The sequence below is a fragment of the Streptomyces sp. NPDC018019 genome (assembly GCF_044327805.1).
In the GTDB taxonomy this organism is placed as follows: domain Bacteria; phylum Actinomycetota; class Actinomycetes; order Streptomycetales; family Streptomycetaceae; genus Streptomyces.
Map to the genome: position 1 here is coordinate 232,414 of NZ_JBIRGD010000013.1, position 23,206 is coordinate 255,619.

General features: G+C 70.8%; 21 protein-coding genes. 13 read left to right on the forward strand and 8 right to left on the reverse strand.

Features of this window, described 5'->3' with window-relative positions; all coding sequences use genetic code 11:
• Positions 1–94: 94 nt before the first annotated feature.
• From ACH4FX_RS22540 to ACH4FX_RS22555, 4 genes are all read right to left on the reverse strand, one after another.
• Complete coding sequence (locus ACH4FX_RS22540) at positions 95–706, reverse strand: ATP-dependent Clp protease proteolytic subunit (protein ID WP_398481560.1); 612 nt, start codon at positions 704–706, stop codon at positions 95–97.
• A 91-nt stretch (positions 707–797) separates the two neighbouring features.
• Positions 798–1,412, reverse strand: a complete 615-nt coding sequence (locus tag ACH4FX_RS22545) for an ATP-dependent Clp protease proteolytic subunit (RefSeq protein ID WP_398481657.1) — start codon at positions 1,410–1,412, stop codon at positions 798–800.
• Between the two features lie 751 nt (positions 1,413–2,163).
• Complete coding sequence (locus tag ACH4FX_RS22550; protein ID WP_398481562.1) at positions 2,164–3,219, reverse strand: biotin/lipoate A/B protein ligase family protein; 1,056 nt, start codon at positions 3,217–3,219, stop codon at positions 2,164–2,166.
• 156 nt (positions 3,220–3,375) lie between these two features.
• Entirely contained in the window at positions 3,376–4,704 is a 1,329-nt protein-coding gene (locus tag ACH4FX_RS22555) for a Rieske 2Fe-2S domain-containing protein (RefSeq protein WP_398481564.1), read from the reverse strand.
• Between the two features lie 672 nt (positions 4,705–5,376).
• Between ACH4FX_RS22555 and ACH4FX_RS22560 the strand changes: the two genes are divergently transcribed.
• The 12 genes from ACH4FX_RS22560 (at position 5,377) to ACH4FX_RS22615 (ending at position 17,724) form a co-directional block, all read left to right on the forward strand.
• Positions 5,377–6,234, forward strand: coding sequence for an XRE family transcriptional regulator (locus ACH4FX_RS22560; protein WP_398481566.1), 858 nt, complete (start codon positions 5,377–5,379; stop codon positions 6,232–6,234).
• Positions 6,235–6,559: 325 nt separating this feature from the next.
• Complete coding sequence (locus ACH4FX_RS22565; protein WP_398481567.1) at positions 6,560–7,786, forward strand: ATP-grasp domain-containing protein; 1,227 nt, start codon at positions 6,560–6,562, stop codon at positions 7,784–7,786.
• Between the two features lie 94 nt (positions 7,787–7,880).
• Positions 7,881–9,143, forward strand: coding sequence for an acetyl-CoA carboxylase biotin carboxylase subunit family protein (locus ACH4FX_RS22570; RefSeq protein WP_398481569.1), 1,263 nt, complete (start codon positions 7,881–7,883; stop codon positions 9,141–9,143).
• Positions 9,144–9,187: 44 nt separating this feature from the next.
• Entirely contained in the window at positions 9,188–9,868 is a 681-nt protein-coding gene (locus ACH4FX_RS22575) for a 7-cyano-7-deazaguanine synthase (protein WP_398481571.1), read from the forward strand.
• Positions 9,865–10,230 carry a 6-pyruvoyl trahydropterin synthase family protein gene (locus ACH4FX_RS22580; RefSeq protein ID WP_398481572.1) on the forward strand — a complete coding sequence of 122 codons (366 nt, stop codon included), beginning with the start codon at positions 9,865–9,867 and terminating at the stop codon, positions 10,228–10,230. Before ACH4FX_RS22575 ends, ACH4FX_RS22580 begins: the two co-directional genes overlap by 4 nt.
• Before the next feature lie 213 nt (positions 10,231–10,443).
• Positions 10,444–11,073 carry a 7-carboxy-7-deazaguanine synthase QueE gene (locus ACH4FX_RS22585; RefSeq protein WP_398481574.1) on the forward strand — a complete coding sequence of 210 codons (630 nt, stop codon included), beginning with the start codon at positions 10,444–10,446 and terminating at the stop codon, positions 11,071–11,073.
• 2 nt (positions 11,074–11,075) lie between these two features.
• Complete coding sequence (gene folE, locus ACH4FX_RS22590) at positions 11,076–11,675, forward strand: GTP cyclohydrolase I (protein ID WP_398481575.1); 600 nt, start codon at positions 11,076–11,078, stop codon at positions 11,673–11,675.
• A 71-nt stretch (positions 11,676–11,746) separates the two neighbouring features.
• On the forward strand, positions 11,747–12,763 hold the full coding sequence (locus tag ACH4FX_RS22595) for an isopenicillin N synthase family dioxygenase (protein ID WP_398481577.1): 1,017 nt from the start codon (positions 11,747–11,749) through the stop codon (positions 12,761–12,763).
• A 52-nt stretch (positions 12,764–12,815) separates the two neighbouring features.
• Positions 12,816–14,069 (forward strand): ATP-grasp domain-containing protein, encoded by a 1,254-nt coding sequence (locus tag ACH4FX_RS22600; protein ID WP_398481579.1) that lies wholly within the window; start codon positions 12,816–12,818, stop codon positions 14,067–14,069.
• A 94-nt stretch (positions 14,070–14,163) separates the two neighbouring features.
• The gene (locus ACH4FX_RS22605) at positions 14,164–14,937 is read left to right on the forward strand and encodes an ArpA protein (RefSeq protein ID WP_398481581.1); all 774 of its coding nucleotides are present in this window, start codon (positions 14,164–14,166) and stop codon (positions 14,935–14,937) included.
• Between the two features lie 123 nt (positions 14,938–15,060).
• Positions 15,061–16,368, forward strand: a complete 1,308-nt coding sequence (locus ACH4FX_RS22610) for a cation:proton antiporter (RefSeq protein ID WP_398481582.1) — start codon at positions 15,061–15,063, stop codon at positions 16,366–16,368.
• A 120-nt stretch (positions 16,369–16,488) separates the two neighbouring features.
• Positions 16,489–17,724, forward strand: a complete 1,236-nt coding sequence (locus ACH4FX_RS22615; RefSeq protein ID WP_398481584.1) for an MFS transporter — start codon at positions 16,489–16,491, stop codon at positions 17,722–17,724.
• A 75-nt stretch (positions 17,725–17,799) separates the two neighbouring features.
• Here the strand turns inward: ACH4FX_RS22615 and ACH4FX_RS22620 are convergent, their stop codons facing one another.
• From ACH4FX_RS22620 to hydA, 4 genes are all read right to left on the reverse strand, one after another.
• Positions 17,800–18,501, reverse strand: coding sequence for a hypothetical protein (locus ACH4FX_RS22620; RefSeq protein ID WP_398481586.1), 702 nt, complete (start codon positions 18,499–18,501; stop codon positions 17,800–17,802).
• Between the two features lie 211 nt (positions 18,502–18,712).
• Positions 18,713–19,819 carry an NAD(P)/FAD-dependent oxidoreductase gene (locus ACH4FX_RS22625; protein WP_398481588.1) on the reverse strand — a complete coding sequence of 369 codons (1,107 nt, stop codon included), beginning with the start codon at positions 19,817–19,819 and terminating at the stop codon, positions 18,713–18,715.
• Positions 19,820–19,844: 25 nt separating this feature from the next.
• Complete coding sequence (locus tag ACH4FX_RS22630; protein ID WP_398481590.1) at positions 19,845–20,846, reverse strand: TIGR03842 family LLM class F420-dependent oxidoreductase; 1,002 nt, start codon at positions 20,844–20,846, stop codon at positions 19,845–19,847.
• Positions 20,847–20,856: 10 nt separating this feature from the next.
• Positions 20,857–22,263 carry a dihydropyrimidinase gene (gene hydA, locus ACH4FX_RS22635; protein WP_398481592.1) on the reverse strand — a complete coding sequence of 469 codons (1,407 nt, stop codon included), beginning with the start codon at positions 22,261–22,263 and terminating at the stop codon, positions 20,857–20,859.
• A gap of 344 nt (positions 22,264–22,607) precedes the next feature.
• Here hydA and ACH4FX_RS22640 point away from each other — a divergent pair, with 344 nt between their 5' ends.
• Positions 22,608–23,186 (forward strand): TerD family protein, encoded by a 579-nt coding sequence (locus ACH4FX_RS22640; protein ID WP_398481593.1) that lies wholly within the window; start codon positions 22,608–22,610, stop codon positions 23,184–23,186.
• The last annotated feature ends 20 nt before the right edge of the window (positions 23,187–23,206 follow it).

Sequence of the window (23,206 nt, forward strand, 5' to 3'; positions counted from 1 at the left end):
CGGTGTTCCGCGAGGTCCGAACGGTCTGAACACGGACGGGGCCGGGACATGCCGTCCCGGCCCCGCCGCCGTGCCCGAAGGCGGCGGGCGGGCGTCAGGACACTCCGGCGATCGACCGGGGCGACACCACGTGGTCGATCAGTCCGTACTCCTTGGCCTCCAGGGCGGTGAAGATCTTGTCCCGCTCCACATCCTTGGAGATCTGCTCCAGAGGCTGCCGCGAGTGCTCCGCCAGCACCTTCTCCATGAGCCGGCGCAGCCGTTCGACCTCCGCCGCCTGGATCTCAAGGTCCGACACCTGGCCCTGGCTTCCCTGGCTGAACGGCTGGTGTATGAGGACCCGGGCGCTCGGCAGTGCCATCCGCTTCCCCGGCGTACCCGCGGCGAGAATCACCGCGGCGGCGGAGTTGGCCTGCCCCAGACAGACGGTCTGGACGTCGGGCTTGATGAACTGCATGGTGTCGTAGATGGCGGTGAACGACGTGAAGGAGCCGCCGGGCGAATTGATGTAGAGCGAGATGTCCCGGTCCGGATCCATGGCTTCCAGGCAGAGCAGCTGCGCCATGATGTCGTTGGCCGACACATCGTCGACCTGGTGCCCGAGGAAGATCACCCGCTCGTCGAAGAGCTTGCCGTACGGGTCCAGTTCCCTGGTTCCCTGCGAGGTGCGCTCCACGAAACTCGGAACGACGTAGCGGCTTGTCATGGGCAGACCCCGGAACGGGGCCGAGTATTCCATCGGCTTCACTGAGCGCGACACCTCCAGGCGAAAGGGGGTTGCGGTTTCCACCACGCGGTCATTCGGCCGACACGCCCTGGAAACCGCTGCCCGGCGTGCCCGTGGCGTTGGTCATGATGTGGTCGATGAGGCCGTACTCCTTGGCCTCGGCGGGCGTGAACCAGCGGTCCCGGTCCGAGTCCTGGGTGATGCGCTCGGGCGTCTGCCCCGAGTGCTGGGCGATCAGCTCGGCCATCTCCCGCTTCGTCTCGCGCAGTTGCTCGGCGTAGATCCTGATGTCGGTGGCGGAGCCCGCGAGTCCGGCCGAGGGCTGGTGCATGAGGATCCTGGTGTGCGGCAGCGCGAACCGCTTTCCGGGGGTGCCGGCCGTGAGCAGGAACTGCCCCATGGACGCGCAGAATCCCATGGCAATGGTGACGACATCATTGCGGATGTACTGCATGGTGTCGTAGACCGCCAATCCGGCCATCACCGAACCGCCGGGGGAGTTGATGTAAAGGTAGATGTCCCGGTCCGGATCGGCGGCCAGCGTGAGCATCTGGGCCGTGATCTGGTTCGCGATTTCGTCGTCGACTTCCTTGCCCAGGAAAATGATGCGGTCACCGAGCAGGCGGTTGTAGATCTGGTCACCGAACGCGACGCCGCCGTTGGGGCTGTAGGCAGACGGTGCCATCGACGGTGCCGGGTGGTGGAACTTCGCGTCACTCATGTCTTCCCCTGTTCTTGACCGAGCCCCAGGCACCCCGGGGAGCTGCGGTGGGTAAGCGAGGGTCGAACTCGCCTCCCGAGCCTCGTTTGAAGCTAACACGTTCACACGCCACGGAGCGCGGCCCCGACTACCGTTCGCTCAGAGCGGATGCAGGGCCCAATAGCCCTTGACCTGCGGGTTGTTGGAGGTTTGCACGCAAACTCCCGGCGCCTAGCACACACCCCCGTACAAACAGCGATGCATTTCGGTCAGATGTCACAGCGCTTTGCCTCGTCCTGAGCGCCCGCGGGGCCAGGGCTACGGCGTAGTCGATCCTCGCCCTTTTCGGACATGTGCGGCCGGAAAGCGGAGAAGACGGCTGTCCGAAGCCCTGCCGCCACGGGCAATCGTCATCGAAGAGCTCCGCTCCTGCCGTCGGCAACCGCCCCTGTACGCGGCCTGATCACAGCGGGAAGGGCGCGGACGCCGTCGAGCGCCGGCAAGGGACACCGCTCCACCTCCTTCGCCGGGACGGCGAGTTCGGCATCGAAGACGCCCTCCGCGCCGAGAAAGCCGTCGGCTGAGGTAAGGCGGGCCGGCGACCGGTCCGTCCTGGACGAAGCCGCGTTACGGGCCGGAAGGTCGGCTGGACCTGCGGCCCGGACTGGCCGGTCCGCGGAAGGGCTGAGCCGCGTACCGGCCGGCCGGGGCGGCCGCACTCCCCCGGCGGCGCGGACTACGGGACCCACGCCGTCCACTCCGGTGAGCTGAACTTGTGCTCCGCCAGCTCCTGGGCGCGCGCCATCTCCTCCGGGGTGACCGCGCCGTCGCTCCCGCCGTACCGCGCCCGGAAGGAGCCGATCATCCGCTCGATGACCTCGGCGCGCGGCAGTCCCGTCTGCCGGCGCAGCGGGTCCACCCGCTTCTTCGCGCTGCGGGTGCCCTTGTCGGACAGCTTCTCCTTGCCGATGCGCAGCACCTCGACCATCTTGTCCGCGTCGATGTCGTACGACATGGTCACGTGGTGCAGCACCGCCCCGTCGCCCGTCACCATGCGCTTCTGCGCGGCGCCGGCAATCTTCCCGGCGTCGGTGGCGATGTCGTTGAGCGGCTTGTACCAGGCATTGATGCCCATGTCACCGAGGGCGGCCAGCACCCAGTCGTCCAGATAGGCGTAGCTGTCCGCGAACGACAGGCCGGACACCAGGGACGCGGGAACGGACAGGGAGTAGGTGATGGTGCTGTCCGGCTCCACGAACATCGCGCCGCCGCCTGAGATGCGCCGGACCACGGACACGCCGTGGCGTTCCGCGCCGGCCGGGTCGACTTCGTTGCGCAGGGACTGGAAACTGCCCAGGATCACCGCCGGGCGGTCCCACTCCCACACCCGAAGGGTGGGTGGCCGCCGGCCGGCGGCCACTTCGGCGGTGATCACCTCGTCGAGAGCCATGTGCAGGGCGGGCGACTGCGGCGCCTCGTGGATCAGCTGCCAGTCGTAATCGCTCCACTCGGTGGCCTCGGCGAGCGCTCTGCGGACCGCCACGCCGACGCCCTCCGCGGTCAGCCCGAACATCACGGTGGATTCGGGCAGCGCAGCCGAGATCCGGGCGGCCAGTCCGGGCGCGTCCGTGGTGACCGGCGCTCCGTTCAGAGCCTCGTTGATCGCAAGAATCGCCTCGTCGGGTTCGAGGAAGAAATCTCCTGCCACCTGGACATTGCGCAGTACGCCGGCTTGGACATCGAGGTCCACCACAACGAGCTTGCCATTGGGAATCTTGTACTCACCGTGCACCGGCTTCCTCCTAGTGCGTTCCAGACATATGCCTCGACGACTCTGCTCGTCCTGACATTAGCCGCAACACGCTGGAGACCCTTCAGCGGGCCACGCGCCCGCCACCGAGTTCGCCCCCGGAATTCTCGCGGGCGCGCTCAGGAAGCCGGTCCGCCGTCAAACGGTGTCGGCGGTCGGAGTATGCGTGACGCCGGCGATCTCGTCGTACTCCTTCTGCAGTTCGTCCGGGCGCCCCGCCTGGACCGTGAGGAAGCCGCCGATCCCGAACAGACCGCTCTTCTTGCGGGCGGCGAGTTTCTCCTCGAAGACGCTGCGCGGCATTCCCTCGGTGTAGAGGGACTTCCCCATGAGCGGAAGCTGGATGTTCACGTTGGCCGCGGGGTCGCGCACCGTGCCCGGCGGGTCCTCGCCCTTCTCGACCTGCCGCATCGCCTCGAAGTACCGGCGCCGCAGCAAGGTGATGCCCTTGTCGCTGCGCCCCAGGCTCTCCGTGGTCCGGTCCGCGACGACGCCCTGGCCGATCCATGCGGAGAAGTCCTGGTTCCCGGTGTGCGAGGTGAGGATCTCGCCGGTCACCGGGTCGGTGAGCGGCCCGTACCAGTACGGGATCTTCTCCTGCTCCTGCTTCCCGGCGGGCACGTCGTCCGGCAGCACCGAGTACTGCCAGGTGATGTTGAGGGTGCGCCGGTCGTCCACCGGGACGCGGAACTCGATGGTGTTGCCGGAGGCGAGCGTGTACGGCCAGAGACAGAGGATGCCGCCCTCACTCACGTCGTTCGTCCCCGCGTACGTGCCCTTGGGCGGAACGACGGGGGTCTCCACGACCCTGCCGTTGACGAAGCCGTACTCGAATTCCAGGAAATCGACGGACAGGTGCCGCGGTACGTATTCGGGGTCGTCGGGGTTGGTCCGTACGGCGTTCCCGTTGAGGTGCAGCCATTCGAAATGCACGGGGTCCATGCCGTTCTCGTGGCACTGGAACCAGTTGCACGGCAGCTCGGTCATGATGATTTCGACGAAGCCGTGCTCCCAGCTGAAAAGCTCGAAGTCGGGCAGCAGCGGCGCCGGGCCCGGGCCCAGGTAGGCCCAGATCAGCCCGCCGAGCGTGGCGGTGGGATAGGCGGTGACGCCGGCCTTGTCGCGGAACCCTCCGGACGGGCCCGCCTCTTCGAACGGCTGGCTGGCGCACCGCCCTTCGGCGTCGAAGCCCCAGCCGTGGTAGGGGCACCGCATGATCTCGCCGTCGACCCACCCCGTACTCAGATCGGTGCCCCGGTGCGGGCAGTGGCGGGAGATCAGGCCGTGGTTTCCGTCGGGCTTGCGGAACAGGACGAGGTCCTCGCCGAGCAGCTTGACGGGCTTGACCTTCCGCCGGCTCAGTTCCAGGACCGGAGCGATCGGGTGCCAGTAGCGGCGGAGCAGTTCGCCCATCGGCGTACCGGCGCCCACTTCCGACAGGATCCGGTTCTTCTCGGCTGAGAGCATGTTGGTCCCTTCCCCTTGCTCAGTGCGGTCGTGCGAGAGTTCCGCGGGCACTCACGCCCGCGGACCGCCGTCCGGACAGGGAACGTCGCGTCGGCACCACTGCGCCCCGGGCTCTGCGTCCGGGCTGCGGCCGGCAGGCGGCACCCCGCGCGGAGCGTGCCGCTCGGGGAGCCGCGCCCGGCGGGACGGCCGCTCCGTACCCCCGTCCCGGGGCGTGGCCACGCCTGTCGGACCAGGTCCAGCCATCATGCGGGGGCCCGCGCCGGGTTATCCACCGGCAGGTTTTCCACCGAATAACCGCTCGTTGAATTGATCTTGCGCTGCCGGGGTCCCGTGCGCTACGCGCGTCCGGAATCGCTCAACCGTGGAACGCCGACCGCATCAGCCGCATCTACCGTCACAGCAACCTCAAATATCACGCAGGTAGTGACACTTTGTGCCGCTGGAGCACATGATGTCGGCTGTCGGCACAACCGGGCCGGAGCCGGGGACAACGGGGGTGACGCGTGCGTGGACATCCGCCACGGGCCCGCACACGCGCACCCGGCACCACCCACCGGCCGAGAGGTGACAAGACAACCGCACCACGCCGTCCCACGTCCGGAGGGGGCGCCACAAGCGCCGCCGCCGGAAGCTCGGGAAGGCCGTACCACAGGGGGTCTCGGACTCACGATGAACGCGGAAGCACTGCGGGTGTTGTTGACGGAACGGCGGGCCTCGGTGGCACCCGAGACCCACGGGCTCAGCCGCCCCAGCGGCAAGGGCCGGCGCGCGGCCGGCCTCGCCCAGCACCAGATGGATCTCCTGCTCAACCGCGGCCTGGGCACCTACCAGCGTCTTGAGTCGGGCAAGTACCGGCACCCTCCCGTCGACCTCTTACACGATGTCGCCCTGCTCCTGCGCTTCTCCGAGCTGGAGTGGATCGCGCTGTGCCGGTACGCCGGCATCGGTGATCCGCCCTGTCCGCTCAGTCCGCAGTCCGGGGAGAAGGTGCCCCACCTCTGGAAGGACGCCGTCGACGGCATCTCCCACGCGGCCTGTGTCATGAGCGCCTCCTGGAACATCCTGGCGCACAACCAGCCCTTCGAGGACATCTTCGCTCCCGGCACCTGCCCCACCAACACACTGCAGTGGCTGCTGTTCGACGGCCGGCACTCCCTGCCCAACTGGGCCGGCGCCTGGGCCCCGCACCTGTTGCCCCAGCTCCGTGCCGACCTGGCCGGCCGCCCCGAGGACGAGGTGCTGCGCCGGCTCGAAGCCTGCGTGCTCGCGGACCCGGACGCCGGGCCGCTCTACGGATCGGCCGGCGCCGTCACCCACCCGTACGAGATGGAACGCCCTCTGATGCACGCCCGGCTCGGCCCCGGGTGGATCAACATGTGCATCGCGCAGCCCCTCTCGTCACCAGGAGCGCGGCTGTGCATCTTCGTCTTCCGACCGATGAAGGCGAGCCTGACCACCCGTATCCCGCCCCGGCACCAGGGGCACGGCGTTCCCACGGTCGAGCGGGTGCGCGTGCTCAGGCCCTGATGGCGCGCCGACGGGCGTCATCAGGCGGGCCCGTGCGGTGATCCGGCGGCCGGTGGCGGCCGGGGTGTCCGGCGTGCCCCCGTCCCCCGCCGCCGGGCCGGGCCGCCCCCTTTGCTCCTGGGACCCCGCGAACGCGCGGCGTCAATAAGCCCGCGACTTTTTGGGTGTAAAAGACATCGGTAGATAATGCGGCGCCGGCCAGTTGATGATGAACAGGCCGAGCACACCGCACAGTCAAGGGCTCTGTGGGCCCTCTCCCGCTCCGCCGACCTCGGCGCAGCCCGGCATTTCACGCCGCCGGCGTTTCCTTACGGAGGACTTACCGATGCGAACTCCCGCTGTGCAGAGCGTGCTGTTTGTCGGTGGAAAGCGGACCGAAGCGCTGGAGGCAGCCCGCACCGCGGGGCTACAGGTCATCTACCTGGGCCGCCTGGGCGATATGAGCGACCGGCACCGCCAGTTGGCGGATGCCGCGTTCCTGTTCCCCGAATTCTCACCCGAACTCGCACTGGGCTCCGCCGTCGCGCTTCATGCGTTTCTTCCGTTCGACCTTGCGTACACCACCGGTGACGCGTACCTTCGGATCGCCGCACAGATCAACGACCGGCTCGGGCTGAAATCGAACCCGCTGCACACGGTCCGCGCGGTCGACGACAAAGCCCTCATGCGTGAAGTACTGCGCGGCAAACCGGTGGGCCAGGTCGCTTCCGCGGAAGTCCGCAACCGTACCGACCTCGAACACTTCGCCACGGCGAACGGCTTCCCCCTCATCCTCAAACCGAGCCGGGGAAGCGCGAGCAAAGACATCCACGTCATTTCCGACGCCACATCCCTCGCCGACACCGCACGTACGGCGTTCACCGAGGGCGACACGGCCGAGGACGCCGCGCCCTGGGTGGCCGAAGAACTCCTGGACGGCAGGGAATTCAGCGTCGAGACGCACAGCGCCGCCGGTGAACACCAGATCCTCGCCGTCACCGAGAAGTTCAAAAACGAGCACTGCGTCGAGATCGGCCACGTGGTACCGGCACGCGTCACCGCCGCGGAACACACCCTGCTCGCCGACGAGACGCGATCCGTACTGACCGCCCTCGGCGTCGAGGAAGGCCCGGCCCACACCGAGCTGATCCTCACGGCCCGGGGACCCCGCCTCATCGAGACGCACACGCGGCCCGGCGGTGACGCGATCGTGGAACTGATCAAGATCGCGACCGGCCACGACATCCACGGACTGACCTTCGCCTGGCTGTCCGGCAAGCCCGCCGACGCACCGTTCGAGCCGTCCGCCGCAGCCGCGGCCATCTGGTTCCGCACCACCGGGCCGGGACGCGTGACGGCCGCCGGGGGCGAGGCGGCGGCCCGGACCGGCGAAGGCGTGCTGTTCGCCTCGCTCTCGGCGGCCGTGGGCGACGTGGTCCGCGAAGCCCGCAGCTCCGACGACCGCTGCGGCGAAGCGCTCGCCGTCGGCGACGACGCGGACACCGCACTGCGCCGCGCGCAGGCGGCCGTCGGCCGCCTCGTGGTCGAGGTCGAGCCGCTCGACGCCGGCTGACCGACGCGCACGCCGGCGCGGTCCCGACCGCGAGCCCCGCCCCGTCCGCCCTCTGTCCTGCCCTCCGACGACCCCACGCAAGGAACGAGCACCCATGACGACGCACACCACCCCTTCCGGAGAGCCGGAGTCCGGCAAGCCGCTGCTGCTCCTGGTCGGCAGCGGAGGCCGGGCATGGCGCGAGTACGTGCTGCGGGCCATCGTGACCAAGTACCGGCTGCACCTGCTGTGCCCCGCGCCGCCCTCCTGGGAGAAGCCGTACCTCGACGGCTACACCGTGGTCGACACACTGGACGCCCCGGCGATGGCCGCCGTCGCCCGCGCCTCCGGGGAATCCTTCGCCGGCGTGCTGACGTACGAGGAGACCCGGGTCGAGTCCGCCGCCGAGCTGGCCACCTCGCTGGGGCTGCGCACCAGCCCGCGCGCGGCGGTGAACGCCTGCCGGGACAAGTACCTCGGCCGCCGGGCGCTCAAGGAGGCGGGGGTGCCGCAGGCCGAGTCGGTGGCCGTCGCCGACCTGGCGCAGGCCGAGGCCGCCGCCGCGCGGATCGGCTACCCCGTGGTGGTCAAGCCCCGCGCCCTGTCGGCGAGTTGCGGGGTGACCTTCGTGGCGGGGCCGCGGGAGCTGGCGGACGCCTATCAGGAGGCCGGCCGGATCTGGTTCGACGAGGTGCCGCGTTCCGAGGCCCCCATCCTCATCGAGGAGTTCCTGGACGGCCCGGAGATCAGCGTGGAGGCGCTCTGCCGCGACGGTCGGGTCACCGCCCTGTTCGTGGCCCGCAAGGAGCTCGGCTTCGCCCCCGGCTTCGAGGAGGTCGGCCACACCGTCCGGGCGGACGATCCGCTGCTGCACGACGAGCGCCTGCTCCGGGTCCTCCAGGACGCCCACACCGCGGTCGGGCTCACGGACACCGTGACCCACACCGAACTGCGGCTGACCGCGGGCGGGCCGAAGGTCGTGGAGATCAACGCCCGGATCGGCGGGGACCGGATCCCCTACCTGGGCGGGCTCGTCACCGGCATGGAGATCGGGCTGGTGGCGGCGGACCTGGCCGCCGGCGTGGTGCCCGAGATCTCGCGGAGCACCGGCCCGGCGACGGCCGCCGTCCGGTTCCTCTACCCCGAACGGGACCTGAAGCTGGAATCCATCGAGATCGACGAGGCCGCACTGCCCGCCTCGATCCACGAAGTACTGCCGCTGGCGGAGCCGGGCAAGGAGCTGTGGCTGCCGCCCGTGGACAACGCCCGCTCCCGCTACGCCCTCGTCATCGCCGTGGGCGAGAGCGAGAAGGACTGTGCCGCCGCGCTCGACGAGGCCGCCACCGCGGTGCTGGCCAAGGGCACCCCGCTTTCCTGACCGCCCCTGGCAGCGCCCGTCATCCCACCCTGGGGGAAAACACCGTGTCGAAAGTCATCGCCATCGTGTCCGGTGGCATGGATTCCGTGACCATGGCCCACCAGCTCAAGGAGCAGGGCGACGAGGTACACCTGCTGTCCGTCGACTACGGCCAGCGCCACCGCAAGGAGCACGACTTCGCCGCCGCGGCGGCCGGGCGGCTCGGTGCGCCGCACCAGACGGCGGACCTGAGCGCGATCGGCGCCATGTTCCGCGGCTCCTCGCTCACCGACCCCACGGTCGACGTACCGGAGCAGACCTGGGAGGGGTACGGGGAGAGCCCGAACATCGTCCCCAACCGCAACGCGCTGCTGCTCGCCGTCGCCTTCGCCATCGCCGTCGTGGAGAAGGCCGAGTCGGTGGCCATCGGGATCATGGCGGGCGACGCCACGTCGGTCCCCGACAGCACCCCGGCCTTCCTCGACTCCTTCATCGCCATGGAGCGCCTGGCGACCAAGGGGTACGCACACCCCGGCCTCAGCCTGCTCGCCCCGCTCGCGGGGCTGCAGAAGAGCGACGTCGTCCTGCTCGGCGAGCGGCTCCGCGTCCCGTGGACGCAGACCTGGACCTGTCTGCGCGGCGGAACGGTCCACTGCGGTCGCTGCGCGGCCTGCTGGGAGCGCCAGGAGGCCTTCACCGAGGCCGGCGTGGACGACCCGACCACCTACGAAGGGAACAGAGGATGACCCTGCGCATCACCAAACAGTTCGCCTTCTCGGCCAGCCACCAGCTGGACGGCCTGCCCGACGGGCACCAGTGCGGCCGCCTGCACGGCCACAACTACCTGGTGGAAGTGGAACTCAGTGCCCAGCGCGACCAGCTCACCGCCCCGGGATTCGTCCGGGACTACGGGGACCTGGCCGGGATCAAGGGATGGATCGACGAATGGCTGGACCACCGGCACCTCAACGACGTGGTGAAGGAGGGGAATCCGTCCGCCGAGAACCTCGCGATCTGGATTTACGAGCAGTGGTACACGGTCTACCCGGAACTCACGGCGGTACGGGTTTCCGAGACGCCGAAGACGTGGGCCGAGTACCGCCCCTGACTCCTCCGCCCGCCTCGGCCGGCGAGGCACCGACGCTGCGCCGGACCGGCGAAGACGACAGCCGGTCCGCCGCCGAAAGCCCCAACGACCATGGGGACAACCGCTGAAGGGGGTGATGCCTTGTGGAACCGGAGCTGGTAGTCAACGAAATCTTCGGCCCCACCTAGTGCCTTCCAGGGCGAAGGGCGCTCGATAGGCCGTCGCTGCGCATTCGTGCGCCTGGGGGGCTGCAATCTCTCGTGCCGGTGGTGCGACACTCCGTACACCTGGGACTGGACCGGAAGCAGCAATACGGGAATCGCGTACGACCCCAAGAAAGAACTCCACCGGATGCCGGTCGCCACGGTGGCGGAACGGCTGCTGGACTATCACGTCGACCTGGTGGTGATTTCCGGTGGAGAGCCGCTCAACCAGCAGAAGCGGCTGGTGCCGCTCGTCGGCGAACTGATGCGGCACGGCGTCGAGATAGAGATCGAGACCAATGGGACGAGAGTTCCCGACCGGCGTCTGATCGAAGCCGGGGTACGTTTCAACGTCTCGCCGAAGCTGTCGCACGCGGGAGACCCCGTCGCACAGCGCATCGTGCCGGAAGCCCTGCGGGCCCTGGCCGGACTGCCGTCGAGCACCTTCAAATTCGTCTGCCGTGAGGTCGCCGACCTCACGGAGGTCGGCGAATTCGCGGACCGGTTCGGCATCACCGCCGTCTGGGTCATGCCCGAGGGGCAGAGCAGAGAAGAAGTGGACGACCACATGCAAACGCTGGTGTCCGCAGTCATCGACCGTGGCTGGAGCATCACGACCAGGCTCCACACCCTGGTCTGGGGACAGAAGAGGGGTGTCTGAGGATGCTCGACAAGAAGATCGAGGATCGGTACCTGCCCGTCGATCCCGGCGCCGTCGGCGCGAAGGCGCCGGACCCGCTCGAAGGCCTCGCCAGGCAGCTCCTCACGGAGATCGGCGAGGACCCGGACCGTGAGGGCCTCAAGGACACGCCGGCCCGCTACGCGCGGTGGTGGCGCGAGTTCACCGACTACGACCCCGGCACCATCGACACCCTCTTCGAAACGACGTCCTCGGGGCAGATGGTCGTGGTCTCGGACATCAAGGTGTGGTCGCTGTGCGAGCACCACCTGCTGCCCTTCAACTGCTCGCTGACCGTCGCCTACCGGTCCGCCAAGCACCTGCTCGGACTGTCGAAGTTCGCCCGCATCGCCCACCAGCACGCCCACCGGCTCCAGGTCCAGGAGCGGCTGGTGTCGGGCATCGCGGAGGACATCATGAGCATCACCGAAGCGCCGGACGTCGCCGTCATCGGCCAGGGCGAGCACCTGTGCATGACCATGCGGGGGATCCGCACCGTCGGCCTGATGACCTCCACCTCGTTCCACGGGGTCTTCGCCGAGGACGGCTCCGCCCGGTCCGAACTCCTCTCCCTCGTGCGCTGAGCCCAGGGCTCACCGGTATCCGGCCTGCGCCACATCAGCTCGTCGTCGCGTCAAGAGAGTGGAACACCGTCATGTCAGAAACGTTTCCTGTAATCGACCTCCGGGACGCCGAACGCGGCCCCGGGGCACGGGCCGAGTTCCTGGACCGGCTGCGCCTGGCCGTCCACGACATCGGGTTCTTCCAGCTGGTGGGGCACGGCGTGACCGGCGCGGACGAACTGATGGAGCTGTCCCGGGAGTTCTTCGCGCTGCCGGACGCGGAGCGCCGTGCCCTCGACATCCTCAACTCCCCGCACTTCCGCGGCTACTCGGAGCTGGGCCGGGAGCGGACGCGCGGGGTGCCCGACCAGCGGCAGCAGCTCGACATCGGGCCCGAGCGGCCCGCCGGCCGCCCGGGGCCGGGTGAGCCGGCCTACCGCTGGCTGGCCGGCCCCAACCAGTGGCCGGCCGGCCTGCCGGGCCTGCGGCCCGCCGTCCTGGACTGGATGGACCAGCTGACCACGCTCTCCCACCGGCTGCTCCGGCTGATCCTCGAATCGCTCGAAACGCCGGCGGACTTCCTGGACACGGTGGTGGACCCCGATCCGCAGGTCCACTTCAAGCTGCTGCACTACCCCGGCCCCGCCGACGCGGCGGACGTCTCCCCCTCGGACCAGGGGGCGGGCATCCACAAGGACCTGGGGCTGCTCACCCTGCTCGTCCAGGACGCCGTGGGCGGTCTCCAGGTGGCCGTGGACGGCGAGCACTTCGTGGACGTCCCGGTGGTGCCGGACGCGTTCGTGGTGAACCTGGGCGAACTGCTCGAAGTCGCCACGCGCGGCTACCTGCGGGCCACGGTGCACCGCGTCGTCCGGCCCGCGCCGGGCGTCGACCGGTACTCCATGCCGTTCTTCTACAGCCCCCGGCTGGAGGGGTCGATGCGACCGCTCCCGACCCGCTACGTCAGCGAGGCCGACGGTGTGGTCGTCGACCCGGACAACCCGCTGTTCGCCTGCTACGGCGACAACGTGATGAAGGGGCTGACCCGGGGATTCCCGGAGCTGATCGCCCGCCACCACCCCGGGCTGCTCGTCACCGCGGACCGGTGAGACCTGGCCGGGCCCCGCTCCGGCAGTTCCCTGACCCTAAGGAGCCAAGCAGTTGAGCAAGCGCAAGCCGGCCGTCCTCCTGGTCGATCCCGTGTCGGTCGGAGCGGGCTACAAGCAGGCGGTCCGGGACATGCAGCTGGGCATCGTCTCCCTCTTCACCAACGAGCCGGCGGACCTCAAGGTGACCTGGCCCGACCACGCCAGGGGCGACGACGTCTCCTTGTACGCCACCGAGGCCGCCGTCGTCCTGGCCTCCCTCAAGGACATCGACTACGAGATCAAGGCGGTCGTCCCGGGCTCGGAGTCCGGGGTGCACCTGGCGGGCGTCATCGCCCACGAACTCGGCCTGCCCTGCAACGACGTGGAGCTGGCGCGGGCCAGGCACGACAAGTCCCTGATGCGCGACCACGCGGCGGCCATGGGTCTGCGCATCCCGGCCTACCGGCTGGTCCACGACCCTTCCGAGGTACGCGCGGCCGCCGACGCCATCGGCTACCCGGTCATCGTCAAGCAGTGCGAGGGCGCCGGGTCCATCGGCGCCACGCTGGTGCCGGACGCCGCGAGCGCGGAGGACTTCCAGGTCGTCGACAAGACCAACTTCTTCGGCTGGACGGTCGAGAGGTGGCTGGTCGAGGAGTACATCCGGGGCCGTGAGTTCGCGGTCAACGCCTTCAGCTGCGACGGCGACCACCGGGTGATCGACATGTGGGAGTACCGCAGGCCCGACGACCGGGACTACGACTTCCCGCTCTGGGACAACGTCCAGGCGGTACCGGACGATCCCGACTGGGCGAGGATCGAGGAGTACGTGCTCCGGGTGCTCACCGCGTTCGGCGTGCGCCGCGGCCCGAGCCACACCGAGGTGAAGGTCAACGCGGACGGCGTCTTCCTGATGGAGGTGGCGGCCCGGCTCCCCGGCGGCCCGGCCACCGACCAGTGGGCGCGGTTCACGGACATCCGCCCGTTCCACGAGACCGTGGAGTGCTACCTCGGCCGGCGCCCCGCCGTCATGGACAAGCCCCTCAACAGTCGCGCCATGTTCGGCGCGATCGCGATCCACAACGAGGCGGGACCCGGCACCCTCGTGGCCGTCCACGGTCTCGACGCGGTCCGCGACCACCCGGGCGTCGACAAGGTCCTGGTCTCCTACCAGCCGGGCGACCATGTGCCGCTGACCCGGGACATCCTGTCCATCCCGGTGGGCGCCTGGGTGTCCGGGCCGGACCAGGACGCGGTCGTGCGCGTCCTCGCGGAGATCAGATCGATGATCGATCTGGAGATCACGCCGGACCGGCCGGCCGGCTGACGGCGCCCGTCCCGTTCCCGGCGGTCCGGTGCCCCGGTCCCCCGGCCGCCACCGTAGCCCCCCATCTCATCAGCAGAGGAAAGAAGGACTCGGCATGGACGTTCGTAAGATCGACGAGACAATCGGCAAGTTCCTCGCGGAGAACTACACCCCCGAGCGCATCGAGCAGCTGGCGGACCGGTTCTTCCACAAGGGCGTGGTGAAGTTCGACGAGAACGCCCGCCTCGTCCCGCCGGAGATCATGTCCGCCGTCCAGGCAGAGGCCGACCGGCTGGTCGGCGAGCACAAGGAACGGCGTGACCTGCTGCTGCGCACCACGGGCAACACCCCGCGCAAGATGAGCGTGGTCAAGAGCGAGGACATCGAGCGGAGCGAGCTGATCCGCACGATCGCCACCTCGGAGCCGTTCCTGGGCTTCCTCGGCCGCATCGCCCGGGAGCCCATCATCCCGCAGGTCTCCACGGACGAGCGGTACCTGATCACCCATCAGGAGTTCAAGGCGGACACCCACGGGTGGCACTGGGGCGACTACAGCTTCGCCCTCATCTGGGCCCTGCGGATGCCGCCCGTCTCCTGCGGCGGCATGCTCCAGGCCGTGCCGCACACCCACTGGGACAAGAGCAACCCCCGCATCAACGAGACCTTGTGCGAGCGCCAGATCGACACGCACGGACTGGTCACCGGGGACCTCTACCTCCAGCGCACCGACACCACGCTGCACCGGACCGTACCGCTCACCGAGGACGGCGCGGCCCGCACCATCCTCAACATGACCTGGGCGGGCGAGCGCGACCTCGACAAGCCGCTCATCGGCAACGACCGCTGGTGGGAGAACCCGGAGGCGAAGGCCGCCCAGGCCGTGCGGTAGGGCCGGCGGCCGGCTTCCGGCCGCAGTACGGACGAGGCGCCGCGGCGCCGTTCCCCAGGCCGGGCACGCGTACCGGACGCGTGCCCGGCCCCGCGGCTGAGCTCCGGACGGAACGTGAGCGACATGACCAGTAGCCAGATCACCGTTCTCTTCCTCGACATCGCACTGATCGCCGTCCTGGCCCGGACCGGCGGCCTCGTGGCCCGGCGGTGCGGGCAGCCGGCCGTCATCGGCGAAATCGTGACCGGCATCCTTCTCGGGCCCACGCTGCTGCACGGGACGTTCACCGAGGCGGTCTTCCCCCGGGAAGTACGCGGCGAGCTCGGCGCCCTGGCGGACATCGGCATCGTCCTGTTCATGTTCGCGCTGGGCATGGAATTCGACTGGTCCGCCAAGCGCTCGGTGCGGCGCACCTCGCTCACCATCGCGACCTGCGCGATGGTCGTCCCGTTCGCGGTGGGCGCGGGCCTCGGCCTGTGGTGGGGGCCGGGCGGGGCCTCGACGGACCGGCTCGCCTACGTCCTGTTCATGGGCATCGCCCTGTCGATCACCGCGTTCCCCGTGCTCGCGCGGATCATCGAGGACCGCGGCATGTCCCGCACGCCGCTCGGACAGCTGGCGCTGTCCAGCGCCGCGCTGTGCGACATCTTCGCCTGGGTCCTGCTCGGTGCGGTGATGCTGCTGTGCGGCAGCGGAACACCCTGGCGCCTCGTCTGGTTCGTCCCGTACGTGCTCCTCCTGATCACCGCGGTCCGGCCGCTGCTGCGCACCGTCATGCGCAGGGCGGGCCGCGAACTCGACCTCGTCGTGACCTTCGCGGGCGTCCTCGCGTCCAGTGCCGCCACCGAGTGGATGGGGCTGCACTTCATCTTCGGCGCCTTCGCCTTCGGCATCGTGCGGACCAGCGCCCGGCGCGGGCTGCCCGGGACAGTGGACGCCCGGCTCCGGCAGGGCCTCGGCTCGCTGGGCAACAGGCTCTTCATGCCGATCTACTTCGTCGTGGCCGGCTGGCAGGTGGACCTCTCCGGCCTGGGGCCCGCCCGGCTCCTGGACCTGCTGGTGCTCCTGGTGGCCGCGGTGACCGCCAAGTTCCTCGCCGCGGCAGGCGCCGCCCGGCTGTCCGGGATGACCGCGCGCGGCTCCGCGGCCATCGGCGCCCTGATGAACACGCGCGGGCTGACCGAGCTGATCGTGCTGACCACGGGCCGCGAGATGGGGCTCCTGGACGGCACGCAGTACACGCTGCTGGTGGCCATGGCCGTGCTCACCACGATGTCCACCGGGCCGGCCCTCAAACGGCTGCTGCCCGCGGACGGCTCCGAACCGGACCTCGCCACGCCCGCCACGGGCACCGGGCAGCCGCTCGCAGGAGGGGAACCGGTGCGGGAGGCACGGCCCGGGCCGGTCCCGCGCGAGGCACGGGAGCCGTGACCGCCGGTGTCCGGCGCCCGGCGTCGCCCGCACCGCCGGGCCGGGTGCGGACACCTGTACCAAGTCCCGTACTGTCTTCGGTCGTTGCCGTCCGCACCGCAGAGCAAGGAGCCATGAACGATGTCCCCCGAGCCCGAAGTGGTGACGGAAGCCTTACCGGAGGAGGCCGCACCACGCGGTCCGCTGCACAGTTACCGGGAACTGAGAAAGGTGCCCGGGTTCTGGCGGATGGTCGCGATCGGCATGGCGTCGAAGCTGCCGTCCAGCATGGTCGAGCTGAGTCTGCTGCTCCTGGTGGGCCGGGCGTACTCGTACGGGACGGCGGGCCTGGCCGTGGCCTGCCTCGCGATCGGCCAGTGTGTGACCGCCCCGCTGCGTGGCCGGCTGATCGACCGGTACTCCCCCCGTGCGGTGCTGCTCGGCTGCCTCGCGGGCTACACGGCGGCGACCGTGCTGGTGATCCTGACGGCATCCGGGGCGGGGTCGGCCGCCGCGGTCCTGGCGTTCTCGACAGCGCTGGGGGCCACCTCGCCGCCGGTCGCCGTCCTGATGCGGACCGTCTGGCACAACGCCGCCGAACGGGGCATGTTCACCACCGCGATGGCCCTCGACTCCGCCATGATGGGGACGGCCCTGGTCACCGGCCCGGTTCTGGCCAGCTGGCTGAGCCTGTCGTTCTCCGGGACCGTCCCGCTGATCGTCATCGCGGTGCTGACCGCCGTGGTGGTGTTCCTGCTGCTGGACACCGAGGTCCCGCCGCGGCCCGCCGGGCGGCGGCACTGGCTCGGGCCGCTGACCTCCGCGCCCCTGCGGCGCCTGCTGATCGCGGACGGTCTCTTCGTCCTGGCGGTGACCGCCACCGATGTGCTGCTGCCGATCTACGCGAAGGAGCACGGCGCGGCGGTGTTCACCGGCGCCTACCTGAGCGCCCTGTCCATCGGCAGCGTGCTGGGCAGTCTCGCCCTGGGCGCCATGCCCGGCTTGCTGGCCCGCGGCCCCAAACTCTCCGTCCTGCTCCTCGTCTTCGCGGCCGGAGGCGGCGCGCTCGCCCTGGGCGCCCGGCTCTCCCCGGTGGCGGTCCTCTTCCTCAGCCCGGTGGCCGGCCTGGTCCTCGGTTCCGTCTTCGGCACGCTGCGGACGGTCGGCAGCGACCTCGCGAAGGAGGGCGAGGTCACCGAGACGATGTCCTGGCTCACCAGCCTCGACATGGCGGGCGGCGCGGTCGGCGCGGCGGTCTTCGCGCACCTCGCCGTCACCGAGGGAAGCGGGACCGCGCTTGCGCTGGTGCCGGCGGTGGTCCTGCTGAGCGCACTGGCGGGCTGGACGGCGCGGTCGCCGTCGGGCAAGCAGGGCTGACGACGGTCAGCACATCGCGCAGGGCGCAGGACCGCGCGCCCCGGCCGTCCGGTCCCGCACCGCGGTACCCGGCCGCTACGCCGCGGTGCCCAGCCGGAAGCGGGCCGCCACCTCGTCCGCGAGGTCGGTGGCCGGCCGCGCGCCGTCCATGGTGATCACCGGGTTCCCGTGGACGGCGGCCTGGCGGCGCACCTCCGCGTCCCACAGTTCGTCCCGGGCCAGCCGCTTGGCGAGGGTGGCCTCCGGTGCCCGGCCGCCCCAGCTGACCAGGGAGCGCACCGGGACGCTGCGCCGGGCGCGCAGCGCGGCCATCCGGAACTCCGGGGTGGGCAGCAGGAAGACCGCCTGGTCCGGCTGGGTGAGCAGGGGCGCGATCTGGTGGGGCAGATTGCCGAACCAGTCCACCAGGACGGGCCGGTCGGTGGGCATCGCGAGGAGGTCCTCGACCTCGAACGCGAAGGTCTCGGCGACCACCCGCTGCGCGAACCCGCACGCCTCGTCGGGGCTGCGGCTGTCCCACAGCGAGCCGGGCGGCTCGTCGCGGGCCGCGTGGAAGTGCGGGTGCTGCCGGGGGGAGCAGCGCGGCAGCCACGTGTGCTGGGCCAGGTCACCGCGGTAGATGACGGCGCCGTACCGCCGCGCCAGGATTATCGCCAGCGTGCTCTTGCCCGCTCCGGTGCCGCCGGCGATCCACCGCACGTGGGAGAGCCGGCCGGCCGAAGCGGTCGTCGTACGCGTACCAATACCGGAGTGTGTCTCCAATGGGGGGCGCCTCATACGGTCCATGGTCCTCGCACCGGCCGCGAAGCTCCAAGGCCGCCCCGTATGGGGAGCATCAGGAGTGGGCAAAGAGTCGGAAGGGGCGGGTGAGTCGGTGCGCGCCCCCGCGCGCCTCCACGCGTCCTGTGCGCCCCCGCAAGAACCGTGCGCCGGGTCGGCGCACCCGGTCGGTGAACCCTGGGCCAGTGGACCCCGGCCGGTCCTCCGGTCAGCGCACCGGGTCGTACGGGCCCAGCTCCAGCCCCGGGTCGCCGCCCGTCGCGAGCAGCGCGGCGATCCGCCCCGCCCAGGGGCCGACGGTCAGCCCGGTCGGTCCGAGGCCGCCCGCGACGACCAGGCCGTCCAACTGGGGGACCCGGCCCAGCAGCGGGCGGACGTCCGGGCCGACGGGCCGGAAGCCGACGCGCGTCTCCAGGTGCGTGGCGCCCGCCAGGCCGGGCGCCACGGCCAGGGCCTCGGACAGCACCTCCGCCAGTCCCCCGGCCGTCACCCGGTGGTCGAAGCCGCTGCCGGACTCGCGGGTGGCGCCCGCCACGACCCGTGAGCCGTCGAACGGGACGAGGTAGTGCCCGGTGGCGCGGGGCATCACGACGGGCCAGTGCCCGGTGTCCGCGCCGGGCAGGGACAGGTGCGCGAGCTGCCCGCGCTGCGGCGCGATCCGTACAGTGACGCCCACCGGCGCCAGCAGTTCCGGCGCCCAGGCCCCGGCCGCGACCACGACGGCGTCCGCGGTGATGTGCTCGCCGTCCACCTCGATGCCGGTGACGCGGTCCCCCGTACGGACCAGGGCCGCACGTCCGGGTCGCACTGCGGTGCCGCGCCGACGCGCCTGGCGCAGCAGTGCGTCGCGCAGCCGGCCGCCGTCGACGCGGGCACCGGCGGATATCCGTACGGCCCGCAGGCCGGGCGCGAGCGGCGGGAACAGCGAGCGCGCCGCGGACGCGTCGACGAGGTCCACGTCACCGGTGTCCGCGGGGCCGCGCCGCCGTTCCAGCACCCGGCGGCGGATGCGGTGCTGGTCCGCGTCGTCGGCGGCCAGGGCGAGCGCGCCGACGGCCCGGTACCCGAGGCCGCGCTCGCCCGCCTCGGCGAGCCCGGCGATCAGCCCGGGGTAGTACCGCGCCCCTTCCGCGGCGGCGCGGAACCAGCCCGGGTCGTCGTTCTCGGACGCCCAGGGGCAGACGATGCCCGCGCCGGCCGCGGTCGCCTCGCCGGGCGCCGCCCGGCCGGCCAGCACCACGTCCGCGCCCAGCCCGGCCGCGTGCCAGGCGGCGCTCGCGCCCACGATGCCCGCACCGACCACGGCGACACGCATGCCCGCCCCCTCCTTCCGCGGGCGGTCAGCCCGCGAACTCCGGAATGATCCGCTCGCCGTACGCGTCGATGGTGGCGTCCCGCGCGTCGTGCATGGCGTACAGCGCGAACTGGTCGACGCCCAGCTCCCGCAGCCTGCGCAGCTTGTCGAGCTGCGCCTCGGGCGGCCCGAGCAGGCAGAAGCGGTCCACGATCTCGTCCGGCACGAACGCGGTGTCCGGGTTGCCCGAGCGCCCGTGGTGGGCGTAGTCGTAGCCCTCGCGTTCCTTGATGTACGCGGTGAGCGCCTCGGGCACCATGCCGGAGTGCTCGCCGTACCGCTTGACCAGGTCCGCGACGTGGTTGCCCACCATGCCGCCGAACCACCGGCACTGCTCGCGGGCATGCGCGAGGTCGTCGCCGACGTACGCGGGTGCCGCGACGCAGATCTTCACGTCGGACGGGTCGCGGCCGGCCGCCGTGGCGGCGTCGCGCACCGCCTTGACCATCCACTCGGTCAGGAACGGGTCGGCCAGCTGGAGGATGAAGCCGTCGGCCAGTTCCCCGGTCATCTTCAGGGCCTTGGGCCCGTACGCGGCCATCCACACCGGCAGCCGGCCGTCGCGCACCCACGGGATGCGCAGCGGGTGGCCGCCCACGTCGGCCTCCCGGCCCGCCGCGAGGTCGCGGATGATCCGGATCGACTCGCCGAGGCGGGCCAGGGTGTTGGGGGCGCGGCCGGCCACCCGCATCGCCGAGTCGCCGCGCCCGATGCCGCAGACGGTGCGGTTGCCGTACATGTCGTTGAGGGTGGCGAAGGTGGAGGCGGTGACCTCCGGGGTGCGGGTGGAGGGGTTGGTGACCATCGGGCCGACGATCAGGCGCTCGGTGTGTTCGAGGATGCGGCTGTAGATGACGAAGGGCTCCTGCCACAGCACGGAGGAGTCGAAGGTCCAGCCGTAGCGGAAGCCTTGCTGTTCGGCGCGGCGCATGGTGGCGACGACGTCGGATGCGGGCGGGTCGGTCTGCAGGACGACTCCGAAGTCCATCTCGGCCTCCTCAGTTCAGGTACTGGCAGGTGCCGCGCGGGGTGTACTGGCCGTGCCCCGCGCGCCCGGTGTAGCGCCGCTGGTCGATGACGGTCTCGCCGCGCGAGAGGACGGTCTCCACGCGGCCGGTGACGGTGCGTCCCTCGTAGGCCGAGTAGTCGACGTTCATGTGGTGGGTGGCGGCCGAGATGACCTGCTCGGCGGCCGGGTCGTAGATGACGAGGTCGGCGTCCGAACCGGGCGCGAGGGTGCCCTTCTTGGGATAGAGGCCGAACATCCGGGCGGGCGTGGCGCACGCGATCTCGATCCAGCGGCGGCGGCCGATGTGCCCGTCCACCACGCCCTGGTGCAGCAGGTCCATGCGGTGCTCGACGCCCGGCAGCCCGTTGGGGATCTTGGAGAAGTCGCCGCGGCCCAGCTCCTTCTGCCCCTTGAAGCAGAACGGGCAGTGATCCGTGGAGACCACCTGGAGGTCGTTGGTGCGCAGCCCGCGCCAGAGCGCCGCCTGGTGCTCGCGCGGCCGCAGCGGCGTGCTGCACACGTACTTGGCGCCCTCGAAGTCCGGCTCGGCCAGGTTGTCGGTGGACAGGAACAGGTACTGCGGACAGGTCTCGCCGAAGACGTTCAGCCCCTTGTCGCGGGCCTGCGCCAGCTCCGCGACGGCTTCCTCGGCCGAGACGTGCACGACGTACAGCGGCGCGCCGGCGACCCGGGCGAGCTGGATCGTCCGGTGGGTGGCCTCCGCCTCCAGCAGTTCCCTGCGCACCTCGCCGTGGTAGCGGGGGTCGGTCCGCCCTTCCGCCAGGGCCTGTTCGACCAGGACGTCGATGGCGATGCCGTTCTCGGCGTGCATCATGACCAGCCCGCCGTTGCCCGCCGACCGCTGCATGGCGCGCAGGATCTGGCCGTCGTCGCTGTAGAAGACGCCGGGGTAGGCGGTGAACAGCTTGAAGGAGGTCACGCCTTCCTCGACCAGCAGGTCCAGCTCCTTGAGCGAGTGCTCGTTCACGTCGGAGAGGATCATGTGGAAGGCGTAGTCGACGGCGCACCGGGCGTCGGCCTTGGCGTGCCAGGTGTCCAGGCCCTCGCGCAGCGCCTGGCCGCGTGTCTGGACGGCGAAGTCCACGATCGTGGTCGTGCCGCCCCAGGCGGCTGCCCGGGTGCCGGTCTCGAAGGTGTCGGAGGAGAACGTCCCGCCGAACGGGAAGTCCATGTGGGTGTGGGCGTCCACGCCACCCGGCAGGACGTACTTGCCGGTGGCGTCGATGGTCCGGTCGGCGCCCTCGGTCCAGCTCTCGGCGGTGGTCGTGCCGTGCGCGGCGAGGGCGGCGATCCTGCCGTCCTCGACCAGGACATCGGCATGGATCTCATCGGCGGCGGTGACGACCAGACCGCCGCGGATGACTGTTCGGCTCATGCTTCCGGCTCTCCCTTCCACACACCAGTGGTGCTCGGCGGCGCCGGAAGGGACACGGCCCGGCGGGTCGGCCGGCCGGGCGGCGCGCCCCAGGTGACGCCGCGTCACGGCCTGGTCTACACCCGTAGAGCGCGGCCGTGCAGCAGACCGTAGAAGCATGTCACCCACCGTGGCAACACCATGACCGCAGATCAGCGGGAACCGGCGGGGTGCATCCGGGCCGCCGCCGGTGAAACTTCACTGCTTGCGCAATCCGGGAACCTTGGCGCGGGCCACCGCGTTGCCCGGTGGGGAAAACCCGACACACCGGACCGCACCGCACACGCAACAGGAGACACAGCACCATGGGCGTCAGCCTCACCAAGGGCCAGAACGTCGTCCTCAACCAGGACGGCACTCCCCTCGCGGACGTCACCGTCGGCCTGGGCTGGGACGCCCGGCCCACCGCCGGCGCGGACTTCGACCTGGACGCCTCGGCGGTCGTCTGCGGTCCCGACGGGCGCGTCCTGTCCGACGCGCACTTCGTCTTCTACAACAACCTGACCAGCCCGGACGGCGCGGTCCGGCACACCGGCGACAACCTCACCGGCGAGGGCGACGGCGACGACGAACAGATCCTGGTCGACCTGGACCGCCTCGGCGAGCAGACCGGTCAGGTCGTCTTCACCGTCTCCATCCACGACGCCGGGCGGCGCGGCCAGAGCTTCGGCCAGGTCGAGGACGCATACATCCGCGTGGTCGACAACCTGACGGGCCGCGAGATGTGCCGGTACGAGCTGTCGTACGACGCGGCCGGCGAGACGGCGATGGTCTTCGGGGCGCTGTACCGGCGCGGCGGCGAGTGGAAGTTCCGGGCCATCGGCCAGGGATACGCCTCCGGCCTGGCCGGGATCGCCACCGACTACGGCGTCAACGTCGGCTGACCGGCGGTATGCGAAAGGGC